Source organism: Streptomyces sp. NPDC004732 (genome assembly GCF_040609235.1).
Lineage (GTDB): Bacteria > Actinomycetota > Actinomycetes > Streptomycetales > Streptomycetaceae > Streptomyces.
On record NZ_JBEXJR010000009.1, the window covers coordinates 191,034 to 213,848 of the forward strand.

The 22,815-nt window shown below is 71.5% G+C and carries 18 protein-coding genes and 3 tRNA genes; 11 read left to right on the forward strand and 10 right to left on the reverse strand.

Going from position 1 to position 22,815, the window contains the following annotated elements:
• Window positions 1-36: 36 nt before the first annotated feature.
• Window positions 37-378 (forward strand): DUF397 domain-containing protein, encoded by a 342-nt coding sequence (locus tag ABZV77_RS27475; RefSeq protein WP_356262070.1) that lies wholly within the window; start codon window positions 37-39, stop codon window positions 376-378.
• Between the two features lie 693 nt (window positions 379-1,071).
• On the opposite strand, the gene ABZV77_RS27480 is transcribed toward ABZV77_RS27475, so the two are convergent.
• From ABZV77_RS27480 to ABZV77_RS27490, 3 genes are all read right to left on the reverse strand, one after another.
• Window positions 1,072-1,148 (reverse strand) — tRNA-Ile (locus ABZV77_RS27480).
• A 187-nt stretch (window positions 1,149-1,335) separates the two neighbouring features.
• Window positions 1,336-1,408, reverse strand: a tRNA-Asn gene (locus tag ABZV77_RS27485).
• A gap of 5 nt (window positions 1,409-1,413) precedes the next feature.
• Window positions 1,414-1,486, reverse strand: a tRNA-Asn gene (locus tag ABZV77_RS27490).
• A gap of 225 nt (window positions 1,487-1,711) precedes the next feature.
• On the opposite strand from ABZV77_RS27490, the gene ABZV77_RS27495 reads away from it, so the two are divergent.
• From ABZV77_RS27495 to ABZV77_RS27510, 4 genes are all read left to right on the forward strand, one after another.
• Entirely contained in the window at window positions 1,712-2,014 is a 303-nt protein-coding gene (locus tag ABZV77_RS27495) for a YtxH domain-containing protein (protein ID WP_356262072.1), read from the forward strand.
• Window positions 2,015-2,102: 88 nt separating this feature from the next.
• Window positions 2,103-3,533, forward strand: a complete 1,431-nt coding sequence (locus ABZV77_RS27500) for an FGGY family carbohydrate kinase (protein ID WP_356262075.1) — start codon at window positions 2,103-2,105, stop codon at window positions 3,531-3,533.
• 229 nt (window positions 3,534-3,762) lie between these two features.
• Window positions 3,763-5,496: an ABC transporter ATP-binding protein gene (locus tag ABZV77_RS27505; protein WP_356262078.1), complete on the forward strand. Its 1,734-nt coding sequence runs from the start codon at window positions 3,763-3,765 to the stop codon at window positions 5,494-5,496.
• Window positions 5,497-5,519: 23 nt separating this feature from the next.
• Complete coding sequence (locus ABZV77_RS27510; protein ID WP_356262703.1) at window positions 5,520-7,418, forward strand: ABC transporter ATP-binding protein; 1,899 nt, start codon at window positions 5,520-5,522, stop codon at window positions 7,416-7,418.
• Between the two features lie 28 nt (window positions 7,419-7,446).
• Here ABZV77_RS27510 and ABZV77_RS27515 read toward each other — a convergent pair whose 3' ends face one another.
• The 5 genes from ABZV77_RS27515 to ABZV77_RS27535 all read right to left on the reverse strand — a co-directional run bounded on the left by ABZV77_RS27515 (window position 7,447) and on the right by ABZV77_RS27535 (window position 14,627).
• Window positions 7,447-8,781 (reverse strand): sigma-70 family RNA polymerase sigma factor, encoded by a 1,335-nt coding sequence (locus tag ABZV77_RS27515; protein ID WP_356262081.1) that lies wholly within the window; start codon window positions 8,779-8,781, stop codon window positions 7,447-7,449.
• Window positions 8,782-8,911: 130 nt separating this feature from the next.
• Window positions 8,912-10,810, reverse strand: a complete 1,899-nt coding sequence (gene dnaG / locus ABZV77_RS27520; protein WP_356262084.1) for a DNA primase — start codon at window positions 10,808-10,810, stop codon at window positions 8,912-8,914.
• Between the two features lie 43 nt (window positions 10,811-10,853).
• A complete protein-coding gene (locus ABZV77_RS27525; protein ID WP_356262087.1) occupies window positions 10,854-12,116 on the reverse strand; it encodes an FAD-dependent oxidoreductase in 1,263 nt (420 codons plus the stop codon).
• Between the two features lie 248 nt (window positions 12,117-12,364).
• Window positions 12,365-13,675 (reverse strand): deoxyguanosinetriphosphate triphosphohydrolase, encoded by a 1,311-nt coding sequence (locus ABZV77_RS27530; protein ID WP_356262090.1) that lies wholly within the window; start codon window positions 13,673-13,675, stop codon window positions 12,365-12,367.
• 61 nt (window positions 13,676-13,736) lie between these two features.
• Entirely contained in the window at window positions 13,737-14,627 is an 891-nt protein-coding gene (locus ABZV77_RS27535; protein ID WP_356262093.1) for a sirohydrochlorin chelatase, read from the reverse strand.
• Window positions 14,628-15,053: 426 nt separating this feature from the next.
• Here ABZV77_RS27535 and ABZV77_RS27540 point away from each other — a divergent pair, with 426 nt between their 5' ends.
• Both ABZV77_RS27540 and ABZV77_RS27545 read left to right on the forward strand, forming a co-directional pair.
• Window positions 15,054-15,710 (forward strand): ElyC/SanA/YdcF family protein, encoded by a 657-nt coding sequence (locus tag ABZV77_RS27540; protein WP_356262095.1) that lies wholly within the window; start codon window positions 15,054-15,056, stop codon window positions 15,708-15,710.
• A 122-nt stretch (window positions 15,711-15,832) separates the two neighbouring features.
• On the forward strand, window positions 15,833-18,007 hold the full coding sequence (locus ABZV77_RS27545; protein WP_356262097.1) for a molybdopterin oxidoreductase family protein: 2,175 nt from the start codon (window positions 15,833-15,835) through the stop codon (window positions 18,005-18,007).
• Window positions 18,008-18,068: 61 nt separating this feature from the next.
• On the opposite strand, the gene ABZV77_RS27550 is transcribed toward ABZV77_RS27545, so the two are convergent.
• Window positions 18,069-18,359: a DUF6355 family natural product biosynthesis protein gene (locus ABZV77_RS27550; protein ID WP_055570181.1), complete on the reverse strand. Its 291-nt coding sequence runs from the start codon at window positions 18,357-18,359 to the stop codon at window positions 18,069-18,071.
• Window positions 18,360-18,542: 183 nt separating this feature from the next.
• Window positions 18,543-19,010: a gamma-glutamylcyclotransferase family protein gene (locus ABZV77_RS27555; RefSeq protein ID WP_356262099.1), complete on the reverse strand. Its 468-nt coding sequence runs from the start codon at window positions 19,008-19,010 to the stop codon at window positions 18,543-18,545.
• A 235-nt stretch (window positions 19,011-19,245) separates the two neighbouring features.
• Here ABZV77_RS27555 and ABZV77_RS27560 point away from each other — a divergent pair, with 235 nt between their 5' ends.
• The 4 genes from ABZV77_RS27560 (at window position 19,246) to ABZV77_RS27575 (ending at window position 22,714) form a co-directional block, all read left to right on the forward strand.
• Window positions 19,246-19,980: a hypothetical protein gene (locus ABZV77_RS27560; protein ID WP_356262101.1), complete on the forward strand. Its 735-nt coding sequence runs from the start codon at window positions 19,246-19,248 to the stop codon at window positions 19,978-19,980.
• On the forward strand, window positions 19,980-21,278 hold the full coding sequence (locus tag ABZV77_RS27565; RefSeq protein ID WP_356262104.1) for a HAMP domain-containing sensor histidine kinase: 1,299 nt from the start codon (window positions 19,980-19,982) through the stop codon (window positions 21,276-21,278). Before ABZV77_RS27560 ends, ABZV77_RS27565 begins: the two co-directional genes overlap by 1 nt.
• Window positions 21,279-21,350: 72 nt before the next feature.
• A complete protein-coding gene (gene soxR / locus ABZV77_RS27570; RefSeq protein WP_356262106.1) occupies window positions 21,351-21,872 on the forward strand; it encodes a redox-sensitive transcriptional activator SoxR in 522 nt (173 codons plus the stop codon).
• Window positions 21,869-22,714, forward strand: coding sequence for an aminotransferase class IV (locus ABZV77_RS27575; RefSeq protein ID WP_356262109.1), 846 nt, complete (start codon window positions 21,869-21,871; stop codon window positions 22,712-22,714). The genes soxR and ABZV77_RS27575 overlap by 4 nt, the downstream gene beginning before the upstream one ends.
• The last annotated feature ends 101 nt before the right edge of the window (window positions 22,715-22,815 follow it).

The window sequence follows — 22,815 nt, forward strand, 5'->3', positions numbered from 1 at the left end:
GGCCCGGCCAGGGCCCAACCCGACAGGAGGCGCCCCATGGGCACGCTCACCAACGGCAGAACCACCATCCCCTACGACAACTGGAACGCGCCGCGCCTGGACTGGCGCAAGGCGGGCCGCACCGACCTCGACCCGATCCTGAAGGACTGCGTGATCCTCGCCGCGGCCCCGCCCGCCCAGGGCCACCCGCACCACAGCATCCCCGACGGCACCCGCATGATCGCCATCAGCGACGACAAGGACCCGGCCGCCCCGGTACTGCTCATGAGCCGGGTGGAGATCAGCAAGTTCTTCGACGGGGTGATCGCGGGTGAGTTCGACGAGTTCCGGGCAAACGCGGACGAGCTCCAAGCCGCCGCGACAGACGCCACAGCCTGACCCGGGCGGCGAGACCCGCGACACCCGGCAGGCGCCGCACGACAACTCCCGCTCATTGACGAGCGGCCCGATCTGCTCGGCACACCAGGGGCCACCACTGCGAACCATCCGCAGCTCGGCAGGCTCCAGCATCTGCCCGGTCTGCACACCTCTCGGGCCGACACCCGCACACACGGCCGCAATCGTGCGCAGGCAGAACGCGATCCTGGACAACCCGTACTGGCGTGAAGGCGGACCGGTGAACTGAGTCGCCGTGGACCTCACCGCCAAAGGGAGGCTCGGCCCATCGGCCGGGCCTCCCCCGCTGGACGAGGTCCCTCAGCTTGGCCTCGGACAGAGCCTTTCCCCCCCCCAAGGCCCGCAGTCAGCCGACCGTGACATCGCGTGCGGTGTCGGCCAGCCACAGTGATGCAGTACAGCGCCGCGGCCCGTGGGGTCGATCGCCTGAGCAGGGCCACCCGCGGCGGGATGTTGCGGCCGGTGATCTCGTTGCAGAGGGCGAGCGCCTCGCCCGGACGGCCGCGGCCGTCTCACGCCGCACGTCTAGAACCATGATCGCCAGCCACCGGGCCGACCCAGGGCGCCAGCGCGCCAGCGCGCCAGGCAACGATCACCAGTACTTCGCCCAAACGGGCGCCCCCCGAAGGTTTGCGCAGTTGACGCAGGTGGAAACGTTCCTGCGGCCTAGCGCTGTGGTGGGGCGGGTGGGACTCGAACCCACGGCCGACGGATTATGAGTCCGCTGCTCTAACCGGCTGAGCTACCGCCCCTAACGGCGCGTCGCGCACATTTGTGCGCGCCGTCTGCCGCAGCATAGCCGCTCATACGATCTCCTGCTTCGGATGGTCGGCATCGCTCGACCATGAGGACCGCAGGGCTGCCCGCGTGGTTCCATCAGGGGCGGAACAAGCACGAAAAAGGACCCCCGAGAGGCATCTCGAGGGTCCTTCGTCACAGCTCTCCCGACTGGACTCGAACCAGTAACCTGCCGGTTAACAGCCGGCTGCTCTGCCAATTGAGCTACAGGAGACCGAGCTCCCCCGACTGGACTCGAACCAGTAACCTGCCGGTTAACAGCCGGCTGCTCTGCCAATTGAGCTACAGGGGATCGTCTCGTTGCATCGAACGCACCTACCTGGGAACTCTCCGGGCGGCGCGCGCTCGCTGCGACACATACATTAGCGCAAGCAGGGGGGTGCTCCGCCAATCGGTATCCCTCGGTGGATCAGCGGGCGAGCGACAGACGACTGACGGGCGCCTGACAGAGGACTGACAGACGCCTGACACACGAGTGACAGACGTGCGACGCCGACGCAAGGGAAGGGTGGCAGCCATGCGGTACCGGCTCACATTCGTGGCGGGACTGGCCCTCGGGTACGTGCTCGGGACCCGGGCCGGACGCGAGCGCTACGAGCAGTTGAAGAAGTCTGCCCGCGAGATCTCGCAGAACCCGGCCGTGCGCAACACCGTCGAGTCCGCGACGCAGCAGGGGCGCGAGGTGGCGGGCAAGGCCTTCCACTCCGTCTCCGAGAAGGTCGGGGACAAGATGCCCGACTCGGTCGCCGACCGGGTCCGGTCCCTGCGCGAGCGGGGCCAGGGGGGCGTCGAGGACGACTGGGGCACCAGCAACACCTAGTGGTCAGTGCGCGGGCGGCGGACGACGGTGAACGCGGACAGCGAACACGGGTACGGGACACCGCCCGCCGTGCGGCAGAATTCCAGGCATGGGGATAGTCGCAGGGTTGGACAGTTCGCCCGATTTCACGCGCATCGTGGTCTGTGACACGGACACGGGCGCCGTGCTCAAGCAGGGGTACGCCCCTCATCCGCTGGAGAACGCCGAGGGTGGCGGACGACCCTCCGACGTCGATCCACAGGCCTGGCTGCTCTCCCTCGGCGAAGCCGCCGGGGGCGGGCTGCTCGAAGGTGTGCAGGCCATCGGTGTGTCCGCCCAGCAGAACGCACTCGTACCGCTCGACCAGCACGGCAACACCGTGCGGCCCGCGCTCGTCGGCAACGACCGGCGGGCGCAGGTGGCCGCCGTGGATCTCGTCGACGGGCTCGGCGGCCGTGAGGCCTGGGCGCAGGCCGTCGGATGCGTGCCGCAGTCGTCGCTGCCGGTGACGAAGCTGCGCTGGCTGGCGAAGACGGAGCCGGAGGCCGCGCGGCGCGTGGCCAGCCTTCTGCAGGCGCCCGACTGGCTGGTGTGGCAGCTCCTCGGGCGGCCCGCCCGGCGCACGACCGACCGCGGCGGCGCCTCGGGCACCGGGTACTGGTCGGCGGCGAGCGGAACGTACCGCCCGGAAATCGTCGAAATGGCCCTGGGGCACCAGGCGATGCTGCCCGAGGTGATCGGGCCCGCCGAGGCCGCGGGGACGACGCCCGAGGGGCTGCTGATCTCGGCAGGTACGGGCGAGACAATGGCGGCGGCGTTCGGGCTCGGGGTCCAGCAGGGCGACGCCGTGGTGTCGCTCGGGGCGTCGGGCTCCGTGATGGCCGTGCACCACGAGGCGCTGCCCGATGCGAGTGGCAGCATCACCTCGCTCGCGGACGCCACCGGGATGCACCTGCCGGTCGTCCACACGTCGAACGCCGTGCGGGTGCTGCGCGGCTCCGCCGAGATGCTCGGGGTCACCGACCTGGAGGAGCTCTCCGCGCTCGCCGTGAAGTCGACGCCGGGCGCCCACGGCCTGGTGTTCCTGCCGTATCTGGAGGGCGAGAAGACGCCGAACCTGCCGCATGCCGCGGGGACGCTGACCGGGCTGCGGCGGGAGTCGATGAAGCCCGAGCACCTGGCGCGCGCCGCCTTCGAGGGCATGCTGTGCGGGCTCGGCGACGCGCTCGACGTACTGCGGGGGCGGGGGGTGGACGTCCGGCGCGTGTTCCTGCTGGGCGCCGCCGCCGAGCTGCCCGCCGTGCAGGCCTCGGCTCCGATGCTGTTCGGTACGCAGGTCGTGGTGCCGCAGCCCGCGGACTACGCGGCGATCGGTGCGGCGCGGCAGGCCGCGTGGGCGCTGACCGGGCAGCTGCCGCACTGGCAGGGGGCCTCCGCGCAGGTCTTCGAGCCGGGCGAGGAGCTCGCGGTGGGGCAGGCCGTGCGCCAGCAGTACGCGACGGTGCGGGAGCAGTCCCACCCCGGGGCCTTCACCTTCTGACGCTGATGCTGACACTGACGCCGACGCTGACGGTTTTCACGGCTTTCGATTCTTGAGTGAGACCAGTTCTTGACCCGGGCTGAAATTTGACCGGGTCATGGGTTAATCGGTTGCACGGCCATGGGGCGGGTGTCGGAGGATGGGGGCGGCCTTGTCCGCCTGCCCGCCCTGCCGACACCCGCGACCCGAAAGTCCGCGGCCCGAGACCCGACTCCTCGAGAGACCGAGCGTGCTCATACGACTCCTGCGGACGTATCTGCGTCCGTACCGAAAGCCCATCGTCCTGCTGGTGCTGCTGCAGTTCCTGCAGACCTGCGCCGCGCTCTACCTGCCCAGCCTGAACGCCGACATCATTGACAACGGTGTCGTCGACGGCGACACGGGCTACATCCTCAGCTTCGGCGGCATCATGATCGCCGTCACGATCGTGCAGATGGTCTGCAACATCGGCGCCGTCTTCTACGGCGCGCGGACCGCGGCCGCCCTGGGCCGTGACGTGCGGGCCGCGGTCTTCGACCGGGTGCAGTCGTTCTCGGCGCGCGAAGTGGGCCAGTTCGGCGCTCCGTCCCTGATCACGCGGACGACCAACGACGTCCAGCAGGTGCAGATGCTGGTCCTGATGTCGTTCACGCTGATGGTGTCCGCGCCGATCATGTGCATCGGCGGCATCGTGATGGCGCTCGGCCAGGACGTGCCGCTCTCCGCGGTCCTGGTCGCCGTCGTGCCCCTCCTCGGCATCAGCGTCAGCCTCATCGTGCGGCGACTGCGGCCGCTGTTCCGCATCGGGCAGGTGCGGCTCGACACCGTGAACCGCGTGCTGCGCGAGCAGATCACCGGCAACCGGGTCATCCGCGCCTTCGTCCGGGACGACTTCGAGAAGGAGCGCTTCCGGAAGGCCAACGCCGACGTCACCGAGGTCTCGATCGGCACCGGCAAGCTGCTCGCGCTGATGTTCCCGATCGTCATGACCGTCGTGAACGTCTCCTCGATCGCGGTCGTGTGGTTCGGCGCGCACCGCATCGACAGCGGCGGCATGCAGATCGGCGCGCTCACCGCGTTCCTCGCCTATCTGATGCAGATCGTGATGTCCGTGATGATGGCCACCTTCATGTTCATGATGGTGCCGCGCGCGGAGGTCTGTGCCGAGCGCATCGAGGAGGTCCTGGACACCGCAAGCAGCGTGGTGCCCCCGGCCGCCCCGGTGCACGAGCTGCGCAGCCACGGTCACCTGGAGATCCGGGACACCGGGTTCCGCTACCCCGGTGCCGAGGAGCCCGTCCTCAAGTCCGTCCACCTGGTCGCAAGGCCCGGCGAGACGACCGCCGTGATCGGGTCGACTGGCAGCGGCAAGTCGACGCTGCTGAGCCTCGTACCGCGACTGATCGACGCGACGGAGGGCGAGGTCCTGGTCGGCGGGGTGGACGTGGGCACCATCGACCCCGCGCTGCTCGCGAAGACCGTGAGCCTCGTCCCGCAGAAGCCGTACCTGTTCGCAGGCACCGTCGCGACCAACCTGCGCTACGGCAACCCGGACGCCACCGACGAGGAGCTCTGGCACGCGCTGGAGGTCGCCCAGGCCAAGGAGTTCGTCGCGGGCCTCGACGAGGGGCTCGACGCGCCCATCTCGCAGGGCGGCACGAACGTCTCCGGCGGCCAGCGCCAGCGTCTGTCCATCGCCCGCACGCTCGTGCAGCGCCCGGAGATCTACCTCTTCGACGACTCCTTCTCCGCGCTCGACTACGCCACCGACGCCGCGCTGCGCTCGGCGCTCGGCCAGGAGACCGCAGAGGCGACCGTCGTCATCGTCGCCCAGCGCGTGTCGACCATCCGGGACGCCGACCGCATCGTGGTCCTCGACGAGGGCCGCGTCGTGGGCACCGGCCGCCATCACGAGCTGATGGAGAGCAATGAGACCTACCGGGAGATCGTGCTCTCCCAGCTGACGGAAGCGGAGGCCGCGTAATGCCCCCTGGCATCGGTGGACCGATGATGGGCCCCGACTCCCGGTCCATGAACTTCAAAGGCTCGGGCAAGCGGCTGCTCACGCAGTTCAGACCCGAGCGCGCCACGATGTACGCGATGCTCGTGGCCGGAGTCCTGAGCGTCGCCCTCTCCGTGCTCGGCCCCAAGATCCTCGGCCGCGCGACCGACCTGCTCTTCGCGGGCATCGTCGGCCGTGACATGCCCGAGGGGACCACGAAGGAACAGGCCCTCGACAACCTGCGCGACAAGGGCCACGGCGGCATGGCCGACATGCTCTCCGGCGTCGACTTCACGCCCGGCAAGGGCATCGACTTCGATGCGGTGGGCGAGGTCCTGCTGCTCGCGCTCGGCACGTTCCTGGTGGCGGGCCTGCTGATGGCGGTGGCGACGCGGCTTTCGAACCGCGCCATCAACAAGACCGTCTTCCGGATGCGTGGCGACGTACAGGCGAAGCTGTCGCGGCTGCCGCTGTCGTACTTCGACAAGCGGCAGCGCGGTGAGGTGCTGAGCCGCGCCACGAACGACCTCGACAACATCAACCAGACGCTGCAGCAGACGATGGGCCAGCTCATCAACTCGCTGCTGACCATCATCGGCGTCCTGGTGATGATGTTCTGGGTGTCGCCGCTGCTCGCGCTGGTGGCGCTGGTGACGGTGCCGCTGTCGTTCTTCGTGGCGACGAAGGTCGGCAAGCGGTCGCAGCCGCAGTTCGTGCAGCAGTGGAAGACGACCGGCACGCTCAACGCCCACGTGGAGGAGATGTACACCGGGCACACCCTGGTGAAGGTCTTCGGGCGGCAGGAGGAGTCGGCGAAGGCGTTCGCCGAGCAGAACGAGCAGCTGTACGAGGCCTCGTTCAAGGCGCAGTTCAACAGCGGTGTCATGCAGCCGCTGATGTTCTTCATCTCGAACCTGAACTACGTCCTGGTGGCCGTGGTGGGCGGTCTGCGGGTCGCCTCGGGGTCGCTGTCGATCGGTGACGTGCAGGCCTTCATCCAGTACTCGCGGCAGTTCTCGATGCCGCTGACGCAGGTCGCCTCGATGGCGAACCTGGTGCAGTCGGGCGTCGCGTCCGCCGAGCGGATCTTCGAGGTCCTCGACGCGGAGGAGCAGGAGGCCGACCCGGTGCCCGGCGAGCGGCCCGAGAAGCCGCGCGGGCACGTCGCGATGGAGCACGTCTCCTTCCGCTACGACAAGGACAAGCCGCTCATCGAGGACCTGTCGCTGGACGTCGAGCCGGGGCACACGGTCGCCATCGTGGGACCCACGGGCGCAGGCAAGACGACGCTGGTGAACCTGCTGATGCGCTTCTACGAAGTGACGGGCGGGCGGATCGCCCTGGACGGGGTCGACATCGCGGCGATGTCCCGCGACGAACTGCGGTCCGGGATCGGCATGGTGCTCCAGGACACCTGGCTGTTCGGCGGCACCATCGCGGAGAACATCGCGTACGGCGCGCCGAAGGACGTCACGCGCGAGGAGATCGAGGAGGCGGCGCGCGCCGCCCACGCCGACCGCTTCGTGCGCACGCTCCCCGACGGCTACGACACGGTGATCGACGACGACGGCACGGGCGTGAGCGCGGGCGAGAAGCAGCTCATCACCATCGCGCGGGCGTTCCTCTCCGACCCGGTGATCCTGGTGCTCGACGAGGCGACGAGCTCCGTCGACACCCGGACCGAGGTGCTCATCCAGAAGGCGATGGCACGCCTCGCGCACGGGCGTACGTCGTTCGTCATCGCGCACCGGCTCTCCACGATCCGGGACGCGGACACCATCCTGGTGATGGAGAACGGCTCGATCGTGGAGCAGGGCACACACGACGCGCTGCTGGCCACGGACGGTGCGTACGCGCGGTTGTACGCGGCTCAGTTCGCGCAGGCCGTGGCCGAGGTGGACTAGCGGACCAGCCGTCCGCCAGGGGCCGCCTTCAGTCCAGGTAGCCCCTGAGCTGGTCGGCGAAGGCGTGGTCCCGCAGCTTGTTGAGGGTCTTGGACTCGATCTGGCGGATGCGTTCGCGCGTCACGCCGAAGATCCGGCCTATCTCCTCCAGGGTGCGGGGCCTGCCGTCCGCGAGGCCGTAGCGCAGCTGGACGACTTTGCGTTCGCGTTCGCCGAGCGTCGAGAGGACGGCTTCCAGGTGCTCGCGGAGCAGCAGGAACGCCGCCGACTCCACGGGGCTGGTGGCGTCGCCGTCCTCAATGAGGTCGCCGAGCGCGACGTCGTCCTCCTCGCCGACGGGGGCGTGCAGCGAGACGGGCTCCTGGGCCAGGCGCAGGACTTCGCTGACGCGCTCGTGCGGGAGGTCCAGGTGGGCGGCGACCTCTTCGGGCGTGGGTTCGTACCCGCGCTCCTGGAGCATGCGGCGCTGGACGCGTACGACGCGGTTGATGAGCTCCACGACGTGCACGGGGACGCGGATCGTGCGGGCCTGGTCCGCGAGGGCGCGGGACATGGCCTGGCGGATCCACCAGGTCGCGTACGTCGAGAACTTGTAGCCACGGGCGTAGTCGAACTTCTCCACCGCCCTGATCAGGCCGAGGTTGCCCTCCTGGACGAGGTCGAGCATGGTGAGCCCGCGGCCCACGTACCGCTTGGCGACGGAGACGACCAGGCGGAGGTTGGCCTCGATGAGGCGGCGCTTGGCCATCCGGCCCATGACGACCAGCTTGTCGAGGTCCAGGGCGAGTTGGGAGTCCAGGTCGGGGGTGTTGCTCAGCTTCTCCTCCGCGAAGAGGCCTGCCTCTACGGCACGGGCGAGCTCCACCTCCTCGGCCGCGGTGAGCAGCGGGATCCGCCCTATTTCGCGCAGGTACTGGCGGAACAGGTCGGACGAGGGGCCGCCGGTGTCGGCGCGGCTGCGGGGCGCGGGGAGATCGAGGATCTCGGGCGCGAGGGCCTCGGGGGCGTCAGGGGCCTCAGGAGTCTCGGGGGCCTCGTCCTGCGGGGCGGATGTCTCGTGGGTCTGTGCGGTTTCCCGGGCCGTTTCCTGCGCTGCCGAGGCCTCGGGGTGCCGGGTGGCTCGGCTCTGTGGCGGGACCGACTCCAGGACGTCCGTATCCGCATCCGCGCGCGGGGCGGTGTTGGTCTGGGTGAGGGTCTGGGTCTGCACGGGGGCGACCTCCAGGGTGATCGCATCTGAGGCGTGCGGCAACGGGAGAGGGACGACGGCCTCGCCGCTGTCCGTCCCGAACACGAATTGTGGAACCGCGGGGGTGTCGGACCCGCTGTCGGCGGGTCGGCCGCGCTCCGAGGACTCAGGCACCGGAACCCAGTGTGGGGCACGACACACGGCCGCCACGAGGGGCGTGCGGTGACTTTTTGAGTCCGGTCCGTAACCGCGTGGTTACCCGTCGGGTAACCCCGGCCTCCGGAACGAATCCCGGAAGGTCGCCTCAGAGCGCGTCCGCGCCCCGCTCGCGCAGTGCCTGGCCGTACTGCTGGAGGACCCACAACTCGTTCTGCACGGCGGTCAGATGCTGCGGGTCGCCGCCCGCGCCGAGCCGGGCGAGGCTGCCCTGGACGTCACGGATGCGCCGGTCGACGGCGCGCAGCCGGACCTGCACCAGCTGGATGCCCGCGTACATCTCGTCGACGGTCTTGCGCAGGATCGCCTCGACGGCGAGCTCGGTGACCATCGAGCGGACCGCGTCGTCGGGGGCGGCGTCGCGGACCCGTACGAGGTACTCCTGCGGGTCCTGTGCGCCGTACTCCGCGCCGCCCGCCTCCTCGATGGCGCGGCGCACCGCGGCGTAGGGCGGGGCGGTGAACTCGTCCAGGCCGTACGCGTCGAAGGCCGGGGAGACCAACTGCGGGTACTGCAGGGCCAGCTTGATCAGTTCGCGCTCGGTGCGGTGGGCGGGGCTGCGCAGGTTGAGCGCGGGGCCGCTGAAGCCCTGCGGCGCGCTCTCGTACGCCGGGGAGGAGCGCTGGGCTGCGGGGGCGGGGCCGCGGCCGCCGCGGTCGCGGGCCCAGCGGGCCAGCTGGGCGACGCGCTTGACGACGAACTGTGTGTCGAGGATGCCGAGCATGCCCGCGAGCTGCACGGCGACCTCGTGCTGTGCGCCGGTGTTCTTGATGCGGGCCACCACGGGGGCGGCCTCGTCCAGGGCGGACGCGCGGCCCGCGGGGGTCTCCAGGTCGTACCTGGCGACGATCTGGCGGAGCGCGAACTCGAAGAGCGGCGTGCGCGGTTCGACCAGGTCGGCGACTGCGGTGTCGCCCTTGGCGAGGCGCAGGTCGCAGGGGTCCATGCCGTCGGGGGCGATCGCGATGTACGTCTCCGCGGCGAACTTCTGGTCGTCCTCGAAGGCGCGCAGGGCGGCCTTCTGGCCCGCCGCGTCGCCGTCGAAGGTGAAGATCACCCGGGCCGAGCCGTTGTCCATCAGGAGGCGGCGGAGGATCTTGATGTGGTCGCCGCCGAAGGCCGTGCCGCAGGTCGCGATGGCGGTGGTGATGCCCGCGAGGTGGCAGGCCATCACGTCCGTGTAGCCCTCGACGACGACGGCGCGGCTGGACTTGGCGATGTCCTTCTTGGCGAGGTCGATGCCGTAAAGCACCTGGGACTTCTTGTAGATCGCCGTCTCGGGCGTGTTCAGGTACTTCGGGCCGTTGTCGTCGTCGCGGAGCTTGCGGGCGCCGAAGCCGACCACGTCGCCGCCGATGTCGCGGATCGGCCACATGAGGCGGCCGCGGAAGCGGTCGATGGGGCCGCGGCGGCCCTCCTGGGAGATGCCGGAGAGGGTGAGCTCCTTGTCGGTGAAGCCCTTGCCGCGCAGATAGCGGGTGAGGTGGTCCCAGCCCGCCGGGCTGTAGCCCACGCCGAAGTGCGCGGCCGCCGCCTGGTCGAAGCCGCGCTCGGCGAGGAACTTCCGGCCGATCTCGGCCTCGGGGCTCTCCAGCTGGTCCACGTAGAACTGCGCGGCGACCTTGTGGGCCTCGACCAGGCGGATCCGCTCGCCGCGCTGGTGCGCGGGGTTGTACCCACCCTCTTCGTAGCGCAGCGTGATGCCTGCCTGGGCGGCCAGGCGCTCGACCGTCTCCGAGAACGTGAGGTGGTCGATCTTCATCACGAAGGCGATCGTGTCGCCGCCTTCCTGGCAGCCGAAGCAGTGGAAGAGACCCTTGCTCGGGCTGACCTGGAAGGACGGGGACTTCTCGTCGTGGAAGGGGCACAGGCCCTTGAGGTTTCCGCCCCCCGCATTGCGCAGCTGGAGGTAGTCGGAGACCACGGCGTCGATCGGGACCGCGTCCCGAACCGCCTTCACGTCTTCGTCATTGATCCTTCCTGCCACGTAGGAATACTACGGCTCCCCTGTGACACTCCCGCCCGGCCGGTCACGCCAGGAGCGACGCCAGGGGGGTCGACGGGTCCGCGAGGGCGTCCGGGTCGGGCCGTGTGCCCTGCCGGATCAGCTGCTGGATGGGGTCAGTGACGTCCCACACATTCACGTTCATCCCCGCGAGGACCTGACCGTCGCGCAGCCAGAAGGCGATGAACTCCCGCTTGCCCGCGTCGCCGCGCACGACCACTTGGTCGTACGAGCCCGGGGGCGCCCAGCCCGAGTACTCCAGGCCGACGTCGTACTGGTCGGAGAAGAAGTAGGGCACGCGGTCGTAGGTGACGTCCTTGCCGAGCATCGCGCGGGCCGCGGCGGGGCCGCCGTTGAGGGCGTTGGCCCAGTGCTCGACGCGGAGCCGCGTGTCGAAGAGCGCGTGGTGGACGGCGGCCACGTCACCCGCGGCGTAGATGTCGGGGTCGGAGGTGCGCAGCGACGCGTCCACGGCGATGCCGCCGCCGTCGGCGCGGTCGACCAGGTCGAGGCCCGCGGACTCGGCGAGGGCCGTGCGGGGGGCCGCGCCGATGGCCGCGAGGACGTCGTGCGCCGGGTGCTCCTCGCCGTCGTCCGTGCGGGCGGCGAGGACCATGCCGTCCTGGCCGGTGATCTCGGTGAGCCGCGCGCCGAAGTGGAAGCGGACACCGTGCTCGGCGTGCAGGTCGGCGAACATCTGGCCGATCTCGGGGCCGAGGACGGCGTGCAGCGGGGTCTGCTCGGATTCGACGACGGTGACCTCCGCGCCGTACTCCCTGGCGGCCGCCGCGATCTCCAGGCCGATCCAGCCCGCGCCCGCGATCACCAGGTGGCCGTTGTCCCTGCCGAGGGCGGACAGGACGTGCCGGAGGCGGTCGGCGTGCGCGAGGCGGCGCAGGTGGTGGACGCCGGCGAGGCCGGTGCCGGGGACGTCGAGGCGGCGGGGCTCGGCGCCGGTGACGAGCAGGAGCTTGTCGTAGCGGATGACGGCGCCGTCGCCCAGGCGCACGGCCTTCGCCTTGCAGTCGATGGCGACGACGGTCTGGCCCAGGTGCAGCTCGACGTCGGCCTGCGCGTACCACCCCGGCTCGTGGACGAAGACGCTGTCGCGGTCCTCCTTGCCCAGGAGGTACCCCTTGGACAGGGGCGGGCGCTCGTAGGGGTGGTCTCGCTCGTCGCCGATGAGGATCACCCGGCCGGTGAATCCTTCGGAGCGGAGCGTCTCGGCCGCCTTGGCGCCGGCCAGCCCTCCTCCGACAATGACGAACGTCTGATCCGCGTCGACCACTTGATGCCTCCTTGCCCGGGGTACCGGGGGTGTCCCCCGGAAGAACATGTTCTTGCCACACTTGCCAACTGGGCTTGCCGCCACTGGGAGCGTCCCGCACGCAGCGTGATGGGGGAAGGGGGCCTGCCCCCAACTGGCCACATCGCGTCACGCCCCGTGGTCACTCCATGGTCACTCCACGGCCCTGCCACGGCCTTTCCATGGTCACTTGCTCTCGATTTGTCAGGACCTCATGTCAGGACCTCAGGTCAGGGCCTCGCCGTCATCCGCGTGTGCAGGGCGCGGGCCGCGGCATCCGTGAGGGACGCGATCTGGTCGATGACGACGCGCTGCGCGGCGCGGTCGTCGGGCGCCGCGTCGTACAGCGCGCGGAACTGCGGGTCGAGTCCGTCGGGGGCGCGGGTGGTGAGCGCCTCGGCGAGCTCGGCGACGACGATGCGCTGATCCGCGCGGAGCCGCTCCTGGGCGGGGCGCTGCATCACATAGCGATCGGCCACGGCCTTGAGCACCGCGCATTCGTGGCGCGCCGCGCGCGGGACGACGAGCTCGGCGGCGTACCGCGTGAGAGGGCCCTTGCCGTACCGCGCGCGGGTGGCGGTCTCCGCGGCCAGACAGAAGCGGCCGATGAGCTGGCTGGTGGCGTCCTTCAACCGGGCCTGGGAGACGGCCGATCCGTCGTACCCGTGCGGCCACCACTCCTGGTCCAGGAGGCGGTCGAGGGCCTGGGCGAGCTCTTCGGGGTCGGTGTCCTCGGGGACATAGCGCCCCAGCGCCACGGCGTAGATGTCCTGGCGCTCGGGCTCTGCGTGCAGCGCGTTCGGATCGATGTGACCGGCGTGCAGGCCGTCCTCGAAGTCGTGGACCGAGTACGCGACGTCGTCGGACCAGTCCATGACCTGCGCCTCGAAGCAGGTGCGCTGCCCCGGGGCCTCTTTGCGGACCCAGTCGAAGACGGGGCGGTCGTCTTCGTAGACACCGAACTTGGTGGATGCCGGGTCGGTGGGGTGGGCGCCCAGCGGCCAGGGGTACTTGGTGGCGGCGTCCAGGGCGGCACGCGTGAGGTTGAGTCCCACGCTGACGAGTTCGTCGGTGGACTCGGAGCGGATGAAGCGCTTCGGCTCGATGCGGGTGAGGAGCCTGAGCGACTGGGCGTTGCCCTCGAAGCCGCCGCAGTCCCGCGCCACTTCGTTCAGCGCCTGCTCGCCGTTGTGCCCGAACGGGGGGTGGCCGAGGTCGTGGGAGAGGCAGGCCGTCTCCACCAGGTCGGGGTCGCAGCCCAGGGCGGCGCCGAGCTCCCGGCCCACCTGGGCGCACTCCAGAGAGTGCGTCAGACGGGTGCGGGCGCTGGCGTCCCAGGCCTGGCTCCTGGTGCCCGGCGTGACGACCTGGGTCTTTCCCGCGAGGCGGCGCAGGGCCGCGGAGTGCAGGACGCGCGCGCGGTCGCGCTGGAAGGCCGTGCGCCCCGGCCTCTTGTCGGGCTCGGCCGCCCACCGCTCCGCGGCTGCCTCGTCATAGGCGCTGTACGCCTCGTATCGCGCGTTCGGTGCTGTGCCTTCCATGCACCGACAGTAGACGCAAGCACTGACAAACAGGGATCTGGCCTCGTGGATCCGGCCTCCGTCAGACGCTGCTGAGGCTGCGTCGGCGGGCTGCTGCCGGGGCGGTGCGTGCCTGGTCGTAGCGGTGCAGGACGAGGTGGGCGAGTGCCGCGTGGGGGCCGAGGGGGGCCGCGGCGATCCAGGGGGCGGCGGCCGCGCTCTGCGTGGCGAAGCGGCCGGGCGCGGTGAAGTAGGAGGCGACGGCGGTGTGCGTCCGCCCTTCCGCGGCCAGCATCGCGACGGCTTCCGGCACGGTGCGGGGGCAGGCGGCGGTCGGTGCGGCGTAGGCGGGCACGACGGGGACGCCCAGGCGTTCGGCGAGCAGCCCGGCGGCGGTCTCCGTGTCGGCGGCCGACTCCGGGTCGCGGGAGCCCGCGGCGGCGAGGACCACCGCATGCCTGCGCCGGGCACTCGCACCGTGCGGCCGCGCGGGCCAGCCCGCCTGGACGAGCCGGGCGTGCAGTGCCTCGGCGAGCAGCGGGTGGGGGCCGAGGGGTGCGGCGACGCGGGTGTCGAGGGCGGGGAAGCGGGCGGTGGCCGCGGGGATGTCGCGCTTGACGTGCTGGCCCCGGCTCAGCAGGAGCGGGACGAGGACGGCTTGGGCGCGGGTGCGTGCGGCGAGCTCGTCGAGGGTGTCGGTGAGCAGCGGCTCGTTCAGCTCGATGTGCCCGAGCCGGACGGCGAGTCCGGGCCGCTGCTCGCGGATCCGCTCGGCGAGGGCCGTGACGGTGGCGAGGGCGCGGGGGTCGCGGCTGCCGTGGGCGACCAGGACGAGGGCGGGACGGCGTCTGCCGTCGGGCGATACGAGGCTGAGCTGGGTGCCGAGCTGGCTGGAAATGCGGTCCATGATCTGCGCCGTACTGTCGAGGTGAGTGCTGCCGGACTCGTCGCGAAGAGGGTTCGACGGCGTCATGAACCGAGGATGGCCGGGACGTGTTGCAGGGGCGTTGCGCGGCCGTGACGACTGTTTGCGCCGGGCTCACGGGGGGTGGCGGGGCGCTGTCAGGGGTGGGTTCGGGGTGGGGTTCGAGGTGGGCTTCGGGGTGGTGTGGGGGACGGTCTCGGGGGTGTTTCGGGGGCACGGGTCGCTGACGCGGTCGGCGGAGCGGCTTACCGTTGAGGCAATGATCGGATCGGGGGAGATCCGGCGGGGTACGGGGGCGGATCGCCGATGAAGAGACGTGGGGACGGGGCGCGAGGGGCGCGAGGGGCGGCTCGGGAGCGGTTCTGGTGGCGGTGGCAGGCGTCGACGCCTGCGTGGCTGCGGGGACCGGCATCGCTTCGCAGACCGGCGTGGCTTCGCAGACCGGCGTGGCTTCGCAGACCGGCGTGGCTGAGGATGCCGCGCACGCGGAAGGAGCAGCGGCGGACCGTGCAGGCCGTGATGGTGCTGTGCGTGCTCGCGCTGCTGCCCGCGACCTGGCTGTTCGTGTCGACGGACGACAAGATCGGGACGGTCGCCGAGGCGCCGCGCACCCGGGTCGCGGTGGTCTTCGGCGCCGGGCTCTGGCAGGGCGAGCCGTCGCCGTATCTGGCGCACCGGCTCGACGCGGCAGCGGAGTTGTACCGCACGGGCCGCATAAAGGTCGTGCTGGTGACGGGTGACAACAGCCGCGAGGAGTACGACGAGCCGGACGCCATGCGCGCCTATCTGAAGAAGCACGGCGTGCCGGACCGGCGGATCGTGAGTGACTACGCCGGGTTCGACACATGGGACTCGTGCGTCCGCGCCAAGAAGATATTCGGCGTGGACCGGGCGGTGCTGATCAGCCAGGGCTTCCACATACGCAGGGCGGTCGCGCTGTGCGACGCGGCGGGCGTGTCGTCGTACGGGGTCGCGGTGGACGCGGTGCACGACACGACCTGGTACTACGGCGGCGCACGGGAGGTCCTGGCGGCGGGCAAGGCGGCACTCGACGCTACGTTCCGGCCGGACCCGCACTTCCTGGGTCCGCGGGAGCCGGGCGTGGCACGGGCACTGGCCTCGCGGCCCTGAGCAGCGCAGCCCTGAGCGGCGCAGCCCTCACAGCGGGGTTCGGCGGTCGCTGAGGTCGGCTTACCGCGTGCGTAACGTGAGCACGCCGGGGCGCGTAACAACCGCGGCGGACGCTGGACGGTATGCACTCCACAGCGACATCGGTGACACCGGCGACCTCTTCGGCCGCGGCCACGTCCACGGCCACGTCCACGGCTGCTCCGGCCGGGGTGACGGCGACCCACTGTCCGTACTGCGCGCTGCAGTGCGGGATGGGCCTGACGACGGGCCCCGGTGGCGATGTGGAGGTCGTGGAGCGTGCCGGGTTCCCCGTGAACAAGGGGGCCCTGTGCGGCAAGGGGCGCACGGCGCCCGCGGTGCTCTCCTCCCGGGTGCGGCTGACGGAGCCACTCGTCCGGTCCCACGCCACGGGCAGGCTCACGCCGGCCACCTGGGAGGAGGCCCTCGACCGGATCGCCGACGGGCTGTCCCGCACCCGGTCCGAGCACGGCGCGGACGCGTGCGGGGTGTTCGGCGGGGGCGGGCTGACCAACGAGAAGGCGTACGCGCTGGGCAAGTTCGCGAGGGTCGCGCTCGGCACGTCGCAGATCGACTACAACGGACGGTTCTGCATGTCGTCGGCCGCGGCCGCCGGTCAGCGGGCGTTCGGGCTCGACCGGGGGCTGCCGTTTCCGTTGGAGGACATCCCGCGCACCGGGTGCGTGATCCTCGTCGGGTCGAACCTCGCCGAGACGATGCCGCCCGCGCTGCGGTATCTGACGGAACTGCGGGAGAACGGCGGCACGTTGATCGTCGTGGACCCCCGGCGGACCCGGACCGCCGAGCAGGCCGATCTGCACCTGGCGCCGCGGCCCGGCACGGATCTCGCCCTGGCGCTCGGCCTGCTGCACCTGATCGTGGCGGAGGGGCGCACGGACGACGCGTACATCGAGGAGCGGACGAGCGGATGGGAGGAGACACGGGCGGCGGCGATGGCGCACTGGCCGGAGCACGTCGAGCGGATCACCGGCGTGGCGGTGCCCCAACTGCGCGATGCCGTGCGGCTCTTCTGCGGCGCGGACGCGGCGATGGTGCTCACCGCCCGCGGTCCCGAGCAGCAGTCCAAGGGCACGGACACCGTGGGGGCGTGGATCAACCTGTGCCTCGCCACGGGGCGGGCCGGGCGGCCGCTGTCCGGGTACGGCTGCCTGACGGGCCAGGGCAACGGGCAGGGCGGGCGGGAGCACGGCCAGAAGGCGGACCAGCTGCCGGGCTACCGCAAGCTGACCGACCCGGCGGCGCGGGCCCATGTGGCGGGGGTCTGGGGGGTGGACCCGGACTCTCTGCCGGGGCCCGGCAGGTCGGCGTACGAACTGCTCGACGCGTTGGGCGGGGACATCAAGTCGCTGCTCCTGATGGGTTCCAACCCGGTCGTCTCCGCGCCGCGTGCCGCGCATGTGGAGGAGCGGCTGCGGTCGCTCGACTTCCTGGCGGTGGCGGACGTGGTGCTGTCCGAGACGGCTCGGCTGGCGGACGTGGTGCTGCCGGTGACGCAGTGGGCCGAGGAGACGGGGACGGTGACGAATCTGGAGGGCCGGGTGCTGCTGCGGCAGCGGGCGGTGTCCGCGCCGGGCGGGGTGCGCAGCGATCTCGACGTGCTGCACGGGCTGGCGGCGCGGCTCGGGCACGCGAAGGGGTTCCCCACCGAACCGGAGGAGGTCTTCGAGGAGTTGCGCCGGGCGAGCGCGGGCGGGCCCGCGGACTACTCGGGGATCAGCTACGAGCGGTTGCGGGAGGACGACGGGGAGGGGGTGTTCTGGCCGTGTCCCGCGGAGGCGGAGGGCAATGACGACAGGGCGCGTCGCGGGACGCCGCGGTTGTTCCTGGAGCGGTTCGCCACCGAGGACGGGCGGGCGCGGTTCGTGCCGGTGGTGCACCGGGACACGGCGGAGGAGCCGGACGCGGAGTATCCCGTGCTGCTCACGACGGGGCGGGTGCTCGCGCAGTACCAGTCCGGGGCCCAGACGCGGCGCGTCGACGAGCTCAACTCAGCGGCTCCGGGGCCCTTCGTGGAGCTGCATCCGCGGCTCGCCGCGCGTCTGGGGGTCGAGGAGGACGATCCGGTCGCCGTCGTCTCACGGCGCGGCCGGGCGGTGGCTCCGGCGCGGGTGACGTCGGCGATCCGCGCCGACACGGTCTTCATGCCGTTCCACTGGCCGGGCGAGGGGCGGGCCAACACCCTGACGCATCCCGCGCTGGATCCCGTGTCGCGGATGCCGGAGTTCAAGGTGTGCGCGGTGCGGGTGGAGCGGTTGTGAGGCCGGGTGGCGCGGGCCCGGAGCCGAGGCCCCGGACCCGCGGTCGTGCGAGGGACGGGGATCAGCAGGTGCGGCCCGTGTACCAGGCGCCGTCGACACCCGAGGCGGAACCGATCCAGGTCACGCCGGGGCCCACGCACTGCTCGCTGTTGGGGCCCCAGTCGTCGATCTCGATCACGATGTGCGAGCCGTCGCTGGTGCAGTGGTTGTAGTAGGCGTCGCTGCCCGTCTCGTAGAACCCGCAGGGGTTCTGGACGGCCGCGGGCTCGGCGGAGGCCGAGGACGCCAGGGTCATACCGAGGCCGACGGCCAGGGCACCGATGAGGGCCGGCAGGGAACGGCGAACTCGCATGAGCGACTCCTTCTAAGACAAGGTGCAAAAGCACCGACTCGCACACCTACAGGTGCACACGGAGAGCTTCACTTCGATCACCGTCCGTAGTCACGCCAACTCGCTCTCACGAGTGATTCAGATCACCGGTTCGGGTGCGTAAGCGTTTGAACTGCACATTTGCCGTTGTGGGGCGGGAGTTGATCAGTGGGGCGGGAGGTGGCTGCTCCGCCGGATCCGCCGGTGGGACGCCCAGTCCCCGCCCCCGATCAGCGAGCCCGAGGTGCGCAGCCCGGCCGCCACGCGCGGGGCGGCGACGTAGACCCAGGCGCGCACTGCGGACCCGGCGTGGTCGAGTACGTCGCGTACGACCCGCTCGTAGAGGTTGCGGGGGTCGCCCGGGGCGTACTCCTCCAGGAGGTCCAAGGTGACGAGGAGGCGGTCGTAGGCGGCGGGGAGCGCGGTCACCAGTTCTCCGCGCACCGGGCCCTCGCCGGGGCGCTCGACGGCGTACGGGTATCCGGGGCCATCGTAGAGGACGGCGTCCGGCAGCAGGGCGGGCTCCTCCGCCGCGGTCCGGCCGCGCAGGTGGACGGCGTGGTTGGGCTCCCCCGGGCGCAGCGTGCCGTACACGAAGAACGGCAGCCGGGCCGTGCCGCGTTCGTCTTCCATAGGCCGATTGTGCACAGCGGCGGCCCAGTGCAGGGCGCCCGGGTCGAGTGGACAGGGCGAAGGTCCCGAGTGGCGTGTTTTCGATGGTCTTAGGCGTAGCTGTTACACAACCTCCCGTTTCCCGTGATGGAGGGTTCCTACCTTCGAAAGCGGTGGCCGGTCCTCTGCCGAATCCCCGGTGCAGCCCCCTGGACCGGCCACCACCAGCGCCCCCCACGTGACGGTCAGCCACCCCATGAATCCGATGCCTCGCCGCCTGCTCCTCCTGGGCGCACCCTCCGCCGCCCTGGCGGCCCTCGCGCTGACCGGGTGCGCCAGTACAGACGGCCTCGGTCACGGCGACTCCGCGCCGTCCGTCTCCGTACAGCCGCGCCCCGAGGCGGTCTGGCCCGCCTGGGCCGGGAAGACCTCGCGGGCGCCGGGCGCCGAAGCCGCCACGCGCCAGCCGCCCCCGCAGCCGCTGAGGGGCCTGAAGGTCGGTTCGGGCGGGCTCACCTCGATGGACGTCCACGAGATCCTGCGGGCCGACCCCCGCACGAAACCGCTCGCCGACCGCGGAATGATCGACCGGCCGGGACAGGCCGGGATACGGCCGCCGATGTTCCTGGACCTCACCGGCGACAAGAAGCCCGACATGCTCGTGGCCGCCGACACGGAGAGCGGCCGGTCGGTCCTCGCCGTCTACACCGAGCGCGGCGGCAAGGTCTACCCGATCCTGTTCACCTCCGGCAGGAGCCTGAGCGTGGAGACGATCGGCCCCGACCTGCTGGTGCGCACCCCGTGCTCGGAGGGCGGCGAGCAGGCCGTGCGCTTCCACTGGGACGGCGCGCGGATGTCCACGGTCAGCGACATCAAGAACTACAAGAGGTCGCCCCGGCCGACCGGGACGTCTGGGACGACCGGGACGAACGACCAGCACCCCGGCCCCTCCGGCTCCCCCTCCGGCTCCCCCTCCCCGTGGGGCCCTTGATGCCGCGCAGGCCCACGGCCAGGGCCCGTGCCGCGCTCAACAGTCTCGGGCTGCGCTGGAAGATCGCCGCGCTGCTCGCCGTGGGCTGCGCGGTCGTCGCCGTCGCCATCGGTCTGCTCGTCCACCACGCGCGGCTCGACCAGATCTCCTCGGGGGCCCGCTCCGGCGCGGTGGCGCAGCTCGTCCGGCTGCGCCAGCTGTACGAGCTGACGGGCCAGGTCGACCAGACCGACACGGACGCCGCCATCGACGACCCCCGCCTCCCCGCGTCGCTGCGGCGGGCGGCGCTGGCCGGGCAGCGCACCACCTACCTCGACCTGACGTCGGACGACCCGTGCGTCTGGGCGGCACGGCCGGTCGGCGACCACCCCCGCCACGTCCTGTCCATCCGCGAACCGCTGCACGAACAGGCCGACGACATGGCCGAGTTCGACCGGCAGCTGCTGGTCTCGGGCGCCGTCGTCGTAGGCCTCGCCGCACTCGGCGGCGCCGGTCTTTCCAGCAGGCTGAGCCGCGAACTGCGCACCGCAGCAGCCATCGCGCGCCGCATCAGCCAGGGCGACCTCGACGCCCGCATCGATCATCCGCGCCCGCCCGGCGTGCGGCACGGCAAGGACGAGGTGGCCGAACTCGCCACGGCCGTCGACACGATGGCCGCGTCCCTGCAGCAGCGCCTGGAGGCCGAGCAGCGCTTCACCGCGGACGTCGCCCACGAGCTGCGCACCCCGCTGACGGGTCTGCACACGGCGGCCGAACTGCTGCCGCCGAGCCGCCCCACCGAGCTCGTGCGCGACCGGGTCTGCGCCCTGCGCACCCTCACCGAGGACCTGCTCGAAGTGGCGCGCCTCGACGCGGAGGTGGAGAAACCCGACCTGGAGGTGCATCCGCTGGGGCGGCTCGTCGAGGCCATCGCGGAGCGGGCGGGCGGGTCGACGGCCGGTTTCACGGCGGTGGGCGCGGACAGCGCGTACGAGACCTTCGTACGGACGGACGCGCGCCGTCTGGAGCGCATCTTCGCCAACCTCGTCGGCAACGCGCGCAAGCACGGCGGCGATCCGGTCGAGGTGCGGGTCGACGGCGTCGAGGTCACGGTCCGCGACCACGGTCCCGGCTTCCCCGACCACCTCTTGGCGGACGGCCCGCGGCGCTTCCAGACCGGCGCGCGGGAACGCGGCCAGGGCACCGGTCTCGGCCTGACCATCGCGTGCGGCCAGGCCCAGGTGATCGGCGCCCACGTGGAGTTCTCCAACGCGGCGGACGGCGGGGCGGTGGCGGTGGTGCGCCTGCCGGAGGCCTGACCGCGTACTTGCCGAGGACCTGACCGCACGCTTGCCGGAGACCTGACCCCCAGGGGTCATTACGCTGACCGCATGACGCACCGCCTCGCACCGAAAGCCAAGGAAGCCACCATCGGCGAGCTCGCAGCGCGCAGCGGAGTCGCCCCTTCTGCCCTGCGGTTCTACGAGACCGAAGGGCTCATCAAGTCCCGACGCACCACCGGTAATCAGCGCCGCTACAGCCGGGACACCCTGCGCCGGGTCTCCTTCATCCGCACCTCGCAGCAGCTCGGCATGCCGCTCGCCGCGATCCGCGAGGTGCTCGCCATGCTCCCCGAGGACCGCACGCCGAACCGCGCGGACTGGGCGCGGATCTCCGAGTGCTGGCGCGAGGACCTCGACACCCGGATACGGACCCTCCAGCGGCTGCGCGACAACCTCGACGACTGCATCGGCTGCGGCTGCCTCTCGCTGTCCCGGTGCTCGCTCTCCAACACCTTGGACGCGCTCGGCGCACGCGGCCCCGGCCCGCGCCGCCTTGTCGAGAAGCAGGTTCCGTGCGCCACCGGGGCCTGCGGGACGGCGGCGGAAGACCAGAAGGACGCGTGCGTATGACAACCGCCGGGACACCTCCCAGGACAACTGCCACGACAACTGCCACGACAACCGCCGCACTGGCACAGCGCATCGAGGTCGACGGGCGTCCCGCGACCGCCGAGAACCTGCTGTGGCCCGCCCTCGTCCAGACGGGTCACTTCACCGCGATGCAGGTCAGGGGCGGCAAGGTGCGCGGCCTTGACCGTCATCTGGCCCGGCTCGACGCGGCCACGCGGGAGCTCTTCGGGCACGGCGTCGACGGGGAGCACGTGCGCGGCCTGGTCCGGCACATCCTGCGCGACGACACCACCGAGGCGTCCGTACGGGTCTACGTCCACGCCCCGGACGGCAAGCCGTCCCACCTGGTCACCGTCCGGCCGCCCACGGAGCTGCCCGCCACGATGGAGGCCCGAGCGCAGTCGCTGCGCTCGGTGGCGTACCAGCGGCCCTTCGCCCACATCAAGCATCTGGGCGGCTTCGGCCAGGCCCGGCACGCCGAGCTCGCGCGGGCCGCGGGGTTCGACGAGGTGCTGCTCACCGGTCCCGGCGGGGAGGTCAGCGAGGGCGCGGTCACGAACATCGCCTTCTTCGACGGCACGGACGTCGTGTGGCCGGACGCGCCGCACCTGTCCGGCATCACGATGCAGCTGGTCCGGTCGCGCCTGCCCGCCGCGGGGCTGCCCACCCGGCAGGCCCCGGTCACCCTCGCGGACCTCCCCTCGTACGCGGCGGCCTTCGTCACCAATGCGTGGGGGGTCCGTCCCGTGCGGCGGATCGACGACGTCGTGTACGGGGTCGACGAGAAGCTGATGGCGACGGTGGCCGGGGCGTACGAGGAGGTGCCGTGGGACGCCTTCTGACCGTCCGGGGCGCCCGCCGTACCTCTCGGCACCCCGCCCCCGCGCCCCGCCTGGCGCATCGGGTCACCCATTCACAGGCGAGCCGCACACCCTTCGGACAC